Genomic DNA, 1,362 nt, shown 5'->3' on the forward strand with positions numbered 1-1,362 from the left:
AGGGCGACATCGACTACCTCGTGGTCGACGGCACACTCCCCATCGAGCCAACCCGTTCCCCCGAAACCTGGATGAACATGCTCCAGATGATGTCCCAGACCGGCCTGAACATGGAGTACAAGATGAACAAGATCGCCGAGGAAGCCATACGATCCATGGGCATCAGCGATCTCGACCAGTTCCGCATCTCCGAAGAAGAGCGTCAGCAAGGCCCGACCCCATCACAACAGATGGCCATGGCAGAAAAAGCCCGTGGAGCCTCCGTCCAGCCCAACGAGCACATCCAGAACGAAGTCCAGAAGGGCAACCTCGTCCCCGCAGGAGCCAGATAATGAGCAACCACAAACTCACCAACCCGAAACTCAACGCCCTGCGAGCCAACGTCAACCCGCACACTCTGGCGTACTTCGACTCCATGTTCGAACAACAGCAAAGCGTCATCGACGAACTGATCAACACCAACCGCACCCTGCACGAACAGATCAACGAATGCCGTCTGCACATCGACAGCATCAACGCCTACCTGGACAACAACGCCGAGTACTCACTGACCAAGGCCAAGCTGGCCCGCCTGATCAAAAAACTGGAGCTTGAATAATGTCAGCCACCAAGCCCACAACCAGCCAGATTCGGTTCACCTCCCGATACACCGGCGAACACCTGCTCGACACCTACCTCGAAGCGATGGAAAAGGGCGGTCGCTCCGTCCCCGACATTCTCGACGATCTGTTCAGCGACGACGGCAACCTTATTGCCAACGTCGACATGCGCTTCAACACGCAAACCCTCTTCGTGGAATACCGTCACGGCGTCTTCGTCGACTCCGAAGCAGGCTGGCAACCCGTCGCCAAATTCAAGTTCTGGCAAAACAAAGGCGAGTACACTCCAGGCACCGCCTACGAAATACACGACATCGTGACCCATAACGAGAACTGGCTGATCTGCACTGAAGCCCACACCGGTACCGACCCCATCGTCGGCCTCTACTGGGACACCCTCTTCAACGCCGACTACATCAAGTCCGTACAAGCGGACGTCACCAGTAAACTCAACGACACCGAAACCAAGCGGGCCGAAGTCGAAGCCAATCAACAGGACGTCGCCACCCGACAGACCGACATCATCACCCGTCAGGCGGACATCACCACCAGGCAGACAACCATCACCGCCATCCAGTCTGACGTCACCGCCAAACAGACCGACGTCACTACCAAACATGGCGAAGTGGAAACCAACCGTCAGGACGTGGAGACCCGACAAACTGACATCATCGCCCGTCAATCCGACATCACCACCAAACAGACCGACATCACCACCAAACACACGCAAGTCGAAGCCGACAGAGCGGAAGTGGAAACCCGC

General features: G+C 56.9%; 3 protein-coding genes. All 3 read left to right on the plus strand.

The features are described 5' to 3' along the window. Positions 1–332 (plus strand): hypothetical protein (locus tag AK963_RS34005; RefSeq protein ID WP_175404723.1); only part of this gene is annotated, 332 nt, incomplete at its 5' end. After that, positions 332–598, plus strand: a complete 267-nt coding sequence (locus tag AK963_RS29010) for a hypothetical protein (RefSeq protein WP_066018729.1) — start codon at positions 332–334, stop codon at positions 596–598. The genes AK963_RS34005 and AK963_RS29010, both read left to right, overlap by 1 nt. Further along, on the plus strand, positions 598–1,362 hold a 765-nt coding region (locus AK963_RS32825; RefSeq protein ID WP_139117775.1), incomplete at its 3' end, for a hypothetical protein. The genes AK963_RS29010 and AK963_RS32825, both read left to right, overlap by 1 nt.

It is taken from the genome of Endozoicomonas atrinae, assembly GCF_001647025.1.
GTDB classification, from domain to species: domain Bacteria; phylum Pseudomonadota; class Gammaproteobacteria; order Pseudomonadales; family Endozoicomonadaceae; genus Endozoicomonas; species Endozoicomonas atrinae.

Coding starts and splice junctions, on each gene's coding strand:
- AK963_RS29010 (WP_066018729.1), top strand. CDS start 332: ATGAGCAACCACAAACTCACCAACCCGAAACTCAACGCCCTGCGAGCC.